The following is a 6,742-nucleotide window of genomic DNA, read 5'->3' as shown; positions in this document are numbered from 1 at the left end:
TCTCTCCCACCTAAAAAGATGGGTTTTATGTCGGTTTTTTAATTGATGTATATATAGGAACCAATTAAAGCTAAGAATCTACTATATTAACATAATAGATTCTTAGCTTTACTCTAGCAATTCGTCTATACATTTCTTTTATTTTTCAGGCATAAACCACACAATTTGTTGTACTCGAACAAAACATGGCACTTCTTTTTCTTCTAATACAATATGATCTGGCTTCACACTTCTTAGCGTACCATTTACACTACCACGGATTGTTTCAACTACAATTCTTTGTCCAACAATAGATTGTAGTGTTTGTACAACGTATGGATCAACTAATGCAACTACTTCACCGCTTATCTCATAACCATCTCGAAAATAACCGTACACATCTTCATAGGAATAATACATAAGGTGCCTCCTCTTTTCAAGATTTGCTGTAGTGTATGTTTCGTTCATTTAAGAAGTGCCTATCTAAAAGAAAAAGAGATGCCAGATTATGGCCATGCCCATCAACTTAAGAATTTAGAATTACCCCAAAAATGAAAAAGAGCCAACTCATAAGAGTCAACTCCTCATTGTGTCAATTATTTTAGTATTAATTTGCCTTCACGATTGCAGAGGAAGCTTGATCATTCCATGTTCTTGCACCATCTCTCATACTAACTGTTGTTAAATTAATATATTTCCCATTGTTTACAATAGCAAGTGCACGTCCTTGTGCATTAATATGTTCATAAATTGTTGTATAATCTCCAAATGGGTGCGTAAGGATAGAGGAAAGGATGACGTTTTTTATGAATCTTTCAATTCCTGACGAACTTCAACTGATTGCTGAAGAATTACAACAACATATGTCTCCTCATGTTCTAGAACACCTGGCTAAAGAACAAGGATTCGTTCAGCGAAAGAGTAAATATCAAGCAAAGGAGTTAATTGCTATACATTTTTTTGTTTTGGGGATATTTCAAAATATTAGCTTGATGGACATGGGCTGCATTCCAAGAAACAAAAAAAGACCGGCGCTTAACAGGCGACAGTACAAAAGAGTAACAAACCATGAGATTAACAGACAAAGAGAGTATTCGCCCTCTTTGTCATCATAACTTAAGTATACTATATATATTTGATGCTTATGCAAAAGTTATTAAATCTTACGATACAATCTCAGTATCTTTTTTTAGGACCTGCTCACTTCGACGGATACTGGTAAAAAACAATAAGAAAAATGCACTCATTATGGTGTCTTTTCTTTATGGAAAATGCTTCTATACAAATAAAATACTTAACAAAAGTCTTTCAAAGCAGCCTCTTTAAATTATTTTACTTCTATTGTATAACTTCCTGTTCCACCGCCATATTTATATACACTCAAGTAATATTTCCCTGGGTTCGCATAATAATTTCCAAGTAATTTATTTCCGTCGCGTTTTGTTGTATAAGCGGCATAATTATTAAGATCTGACTCAGAATATAATACCCAATTCATTCCAAGGTTTTGTTCATTCGTAACGGTAATCTGTAAATCTTTCGCTGTCTTCACATCAATAACAAACCGGTCAACTTGATCTTGATCACTTAGGCTACCTCGTAATAATGTATTCAAAGATAGTGGATTCGCTGTATCAAATGTATTATTCGGTTCTTTTTCTATACTAGGATCTTCTTCCGTATTCACTCCGCTAAACACAACATCATATTCAAATTGCCCAGCGGCATTGACGCGGTAATTTACGAAATAAGCCGTCAATGTTTTATATCCGCTCCACTCTTTTTCTGAAAGATGTTTCAGCATATCATTCGTTGCTTGATTCATCGCTTTCCAGTCCTCAGCTTCTCCTTTTGACGTACTTCCTGTATATGTTCCTTGTAGTGTAAATGTATTAAGGAATTGTGATTTATTCTTTGTTACCTTCACATTTTTTAACTTCGCTTCATTTGTAATATCTGTCGTAACATCTGAAAGCGGTTTTGTAGCATGCTGTGCTAAATAATCATCTGATACTTGCGGAATTGTATACTTATCACGGTTATCAATCAGCATTTGCATGTAAGATTGGTAGTCTTGATTTAATTGATTATCTTTACTTAATGTAGAGCGGTACGCATCGTAACCTGGAACATCATTTGCACGAATTAAATCGTGTATTTTATCAAACATCTCAGGACGATTATTATACATATAAGATTGCAATGCAAACGAATAGTTATAAAAATCCCACGTTCCGTATTTAGCATTTAATGTTTGCTCCGCCGTATATCGTTTCGCTGGATCATTAGATAATCCGCCAATCATACTTTTTCGCGGTACAACGCTATCTAATCGCGTTGAGCCTGCAAAGAACTCCGCATTTCCTTCTTCATACCAAGTCAAGCGTTCATTTTGATACATGTCTCCTTGTCCCCATAATCCTGGAACTTCGTATCTTCCTTGTAAATAGTGTGTAAACTCATGACGGAATAATTCTTCTAAACTATAAATACTTTGCTCTGGTGTACGTTCATATGTAAAGAACGTTCCGATTCCTTCAATGTAAATGCCACCATTATTCGTTTCATAGCCGTACAATTGACGGTTAAATTGATATTCTTCCGGACTATTATAAATAACCATTGTTAATACATCATCAGCATGTCCACTTTCGAGCGGCTTATCGCTACCAACTGTACGATAAAATTGAGAGCGTACTTCTTTTGCCGCCCAATATAAACGTTTAATTTTCTCTTCGCTAACTTTATCCCCCGCTTTAAAGACGATTGCTCCGTCATCAAATGTATACGTTTTCGGTAAATATTTCTTCTTACCATCTTCTCGAATTTGATCTAAATTTATTGTTTTTCCGTTCGCATCTACTCCACCATAATTTGTAGTAATTTGTTCTGCCGCAACAAAATATTGCTCTCCTAAATATGGATAAATCCGCATCGCTTCTGTAGTAACTTGCTGTCCTTTTGCCTGTGTACTATGAAGCTTGCCAAATCGGCTAGCATAGTAAATTCCATTATTAATTAACCATCCGTTTTTGTCTGTTACCGTACCAATGAGTGCAAAACGACTTATTTCATTAATAAAGCTATCGATGTTCCTATACCACATCGTATCTTTTGGTTCTTTGCCCGTAGCATGCATATACGACTGAACATCATAATCAATTCCTTTCATCAAATTATATATAGCATCGCCTTTTGTTCGATCTTCAATAAACGTAGAAAGATTATCGTTATATTGTTTGAAGATTTCACCTGCATATTGAATAACTTCAACATCAGCTGATGCGTTTCCAATCAGCATGCCATACGATGAAATAACTTTGTTTTGTTCCGATGTGCCAAGTTTAAAATTCGGGTTCTTCGCAATTGTTTTTAAAGCCGGTAAACATTTATCATGATAGCTACGCTCGTTTAGTTTGCTTAATTCATCATGATAAAAACCTAAATAAAATGCCGCACGTAGGGTTTCTACTAATGTCTCAATTCCTTTTGAATCATCTTCCGTATAAACTCGTCCTTGTTCTGCTAGTTTATCAATGATTGCTTGCATCCGGCTATCATCTTGATAAAACTTTAGACTATCACTATTAAGCTGAAATAACTCCGGAATTTGATACCATTTAATTGTAACAAGAAGATCAGTTAATTGTTTGTTGCTTAATTGATTCAACTCAGCCATTGAATATTTTTTTTCTTCAACTAGCTGTTTAGCATTCTCTTTTGGCGCTGGTGGACGCTGCGATAAGTCTGCTAACTTTAATCGTTTTGTAAAGGATGTACTTTCTTGTACATTCGAGGAATGTGCTAACCCATCAACGGATTTCTGTATTCCTATCGGCTCCATTTGTAATACATTTTTTGTATGTTTCTCTTTTGTCTCTGCTTGAATTTGCAATCCATTACATGATATAGTAACAATTCCAACACCAAGCATCAGTTTATAAAATTTCGAGTATTTCATCATGCTATTTTCTCCCTTTCTTTTTCAAAAGATATTAAAAATCCTGACTTTTTAAATCGAAACTTTCTTTTATGTAGCTTTACTAGATAACGGCATCCCCCAGTGGTACCTGTAAAATCAATAGTCAATATTTTCATCTCAGCTACTGCTAAATTAATTTATCCTCCCTTCCTTATTTCATATAAGAAAGAACCATGCCGACATTAAAATTCACAGAAAAGACACGATTTAGACAGAATAATCAAATTATTTATACCCTAATAATTTAGTCATGTAGAAGTTATTCGACATAAAATGCTTCCTTTGAAATTTGAAGATGTCCACTCGATTCCAAATTTTGCACTTTTTTCCTTGTATCAAATTTATTAGAAATAAAATACAGACTATGAACCAAAATCACATGTATCTCGGCGGACTTCCAGTATACACGCCACTGAAAATTCCAAAAAACGATACAAAATCTATGAGGAAGGTTAGTGCAATTTGACCTCTCTTAAGCGCATTCCCAATATATAACAATTAATAATCTTATTTTCGAATACGTTGGATAATACTCTCAATTCTCTCTTTGAATATCGTATTTTCAATTACATCATACATCTCAATTTCAGCTTCTGTAACTTTCAAAATCAATGGATATTGATTTGCATGAGCATACGCTATTCCTTCTTCTTTAGCAAAAGAATCATAGTATAAATCTACATCACAATAATTTCTTAATTCACTAGCAATGGATAACATATATTTAGGACTAACAAATTCATCCCTCATTAATAACACTTTGTCCTTTAATACACTTTTACTATCGATACACTGTAACCCTTCTAAAGCTAGCAATAATCGTTCTAATCCAAACGCTAATCCTACTGCTGGTTCGTCTAATACACCAAGAGAAGATACAAGTTTGTCATATCTCCCTCCTCCCAGTACAGCACCTATTTCTAAATCTTTTATAACTCCTTCTAATATATAGCCTGTATAATAGTTAGCGCCTCTTGCTAACGTTAAATCAATCTCTATCCGTTCTAAAACATCTTTTGACATATATGAAAAAATTGTTTCGAGTTCTTCAATTCCTTGTTGTGCCACAGATTGCTGATCAAAAAAACTCTTCATTACTTCTAACTTATGAAGAAGATTTTCTTCTCGTTTCATCTCTTGGGTCAATTCTTGAATACTATTAATAATTAAAGATGCTGTGCATTCTTCTATACCATTTTCAATTAATTTATTAATGCCCTCTAACCCATCTTTTGTGACTTTATCTGCATAATCTAATGCAGATTGTATCCCTAAAAGCCCTTCTTTTGAATGTATATCAACTTTTTGGGCGATTCCCTTAATTAATTGACGATGATTGATTCGAATCGTAAAATTTTCGATATGTAATGCTTTTAATAATGTATTTGCCATCGTTGTAATTTCAGCTTCTGCAAGTAAACTACTTGTATCAACCATATCTGCATCACATTGTGTAAATTCCCGAAAATGACTTTTACTAGGTACATCATCACGAAAAGAGGGACCAATTTGATATCTTTTATATGGTCTTGGTAAATTAGGATTCATGGTGATTACCCTGGCCAATGGCACTGTTAAATCATACCGATTAATCATATGTTGTTGCTTCGTATCTTTCATATGAAAAAACAACTTTTCGCCCTCTCCATGGTGCCCATCAAATGTAGTAAAGTATTCTAGAATAGGTGTTTGATGGGGCTGAAATCCAAATCTTTCATACACATTTTTTATCGTATCAATAACATATTCTCTAACCCGCATGTCATATCCTAAAACATCTTTTGTTCCATCTGGAATATCTAAACTGTTTCTTACTATGTTCAGCTTCATAATTCTCTTCCTCCTATTTGTTTATTCTTCTCAAACAATTCTTCTTTTAGATTTGTAGAATCCTCTGAAACTTCTCTTTGAAAATAAATGAAACACGTTAGGCTAAATAAAACGACTAAACCACCTAATATTTGGGGAAACGTTACATTTTCATGTAACAAAAAGCTTGCAAAAATAGCTGTGAAAACAGGCTCAATCATGCTGATGATAGATACATTAGTCGAGCTCAATCGCTTTAATGCTTGAAACAATGTAATTTCTGCTAAAACAGTTGAGAATAGAACAATAGCTAAAATATAAACCCATGCCATAGGTTCGAAATCAAATCGTATACTTCTAGAAAATACGCCAATCGCAAAGACACCAATTGTAGCAAATAATGTCACGTATGCACTCGTTACCGCAGGTGAAATTAAATTTGTCACCTTTTTCCCAACAATCATATAGAATGCATATACGATAGCTGCACCAATAGCCAGTCCAATACCATAAAAGTTAGAATCTTGTAATGCAACTCCTAGTAAAAAGCCAATTCCTATAAAAGCCAGTATCAACGCTCCAAATGCTTTACTTCCAATTCTTTCTTTATATAAAAAATAAGAAAGAATTGAAACAAATATAGGAAATAAGAATAAAAGTAATACAGCCATTGATGAAGGAATGTATTTTACAGATTCAAAATGAAATACAGAAATGAGAGTAAATAAAACACTTCCCAATAAAAACAATGTTTTCATTTCCGTTTTCTGTAAATTTATTTTTGTCTTCTTAAATAAAAAATAACAAAAGAAAATTACAGTACTAAGAAAAAAACGAAGCAATAATAACGTATTTACTGTAATTCCATATTGATATGCCTTTACTGCAAATATAGGCATAACGCCAAATCCGAAAGCTGAAATAATGGTATACGTAGCCCCTTTTTGAAATTTTGTCAATTCTAACCTCCCC

Annotated in this window: 4 protein-coding genes and 2 pseudogenes; 1 reads left to right on the top strand and 5 read right to left on the bottom strand. The window is 33.7% G+C overall.

Features of this window, described 5'->3' with window-relative positions; translation table 11 throughout:
- Positions 1–138: 138 nt before the first annotated feature.
- Both V7183_RS23510 and V7183_RS23505 read right to left on the bottom strand, forming a co-directional pair.
- A complete protein-coding gene (locus V7183_RS23510; RefSeq protein ID WP_097895777.1) occupies positions 139–399 on the bottom strand; it encodes a YuzF family protein in 261 nt (86 codons plus the stop codon).
- A gap of 187 nt (positions 400–586) precedes the next feature.
- Positions 587–772 (bottom strand): annotated as a pseudogene (locus V7183_RS23505) (hypothetical protein); the annotation flags it as partial.
- A gap of 13 nt (positions 773–785) precedes the next feature.
- Here V7183_RS23505 and V7183_RS23500 point away from each other — a divergent pair.
- Positions 786–932: pseudogene (locus tag V7183_RS23500) on the top strand (IS4 family transposase); the annotation flags it as partial.
- Positions 933–1,306: 374 nt separating this feature from the next.
- Here V7183_RS23500 and colA read toward each other — a convergent pair.
- The 3 genes from colA to V7183_RS23485 all read right to left on the bottom strand — a co-directional run bounded on the left by colA (position 1,307) and on the right by V7183_RS23485 (position 6,729).
- Positions 1,307–3,943, bottom strand: coding sequence for a collagenase ColA (gene colA, locus V7183_RS23495; RefSeq protein ID WP_335361013.1), 2,637 nt, complete (start codon positions 3,941–3,943; stop codon positions 1,307–1,309).
- Between the two features lie 525 nt (positions 3,944–4,468).
- Positions 4,469–5,791, bottom strand: coding sequence for a histidine--tRNA ligase (locus V7183_RS23490; RefSeq protein ID WP_335361012.1), 1,323 nt, complete (start codon positions 5,789–5,791; stop codon positions 4,469–4,471).
- Entirely contained in the window at positions 5,788–6,729 is a 942-nt protein-coding gene (locus V7183_RS23485) for a DMT family transporter (RefSeq protein WP_097895782.1), read from the bottom strand. The genes V7183_RS23490 and V7183_RS23485 overlap by 4 nt, the downstream gene beginning before the upstream one ends.
- Positions 6,730–6,742 lie beyond the last annotated feature (13 nt).

The organism is Bacillus sp. JJ1127 (genome assembly GCF_036965845.1).
Taxonomy (GTDB): domain Bacteria; phylum Bacillota; class Bacilli; order Bacillales; family Bacillaceae_G; genus Bacillus_A.
The sequence above is the reverse complement of the archived record's forward strand: the minus strand, read 5'-3'. Positions and strand labels throughout refer to the sequence as shown.

Excerpts from the sequence above, each read along its gene's own strand:
- colA (WP_335361013.1), bottom strand. The coding sequence starts at position 3,943 with ATGATGAAATACTCGAAATTTTATAAACTGATGCTTGGTGTTGGAATT.
- V7183_RS23510 (WP_097895777.1), bottom strand. The coding sequence starts at position 399 with ATGTATTATTCCTATGAAGATGTGTACGGTTATTTTCGAGATGGTTAT.
- V7183_RS23490 (WP_335361012.1), bottom strand. The coding sequence starts at position 5,791 with ATGAAGCTGAACATAGTAAGAAACAGTTTAGATATTCCAGATGGAACA.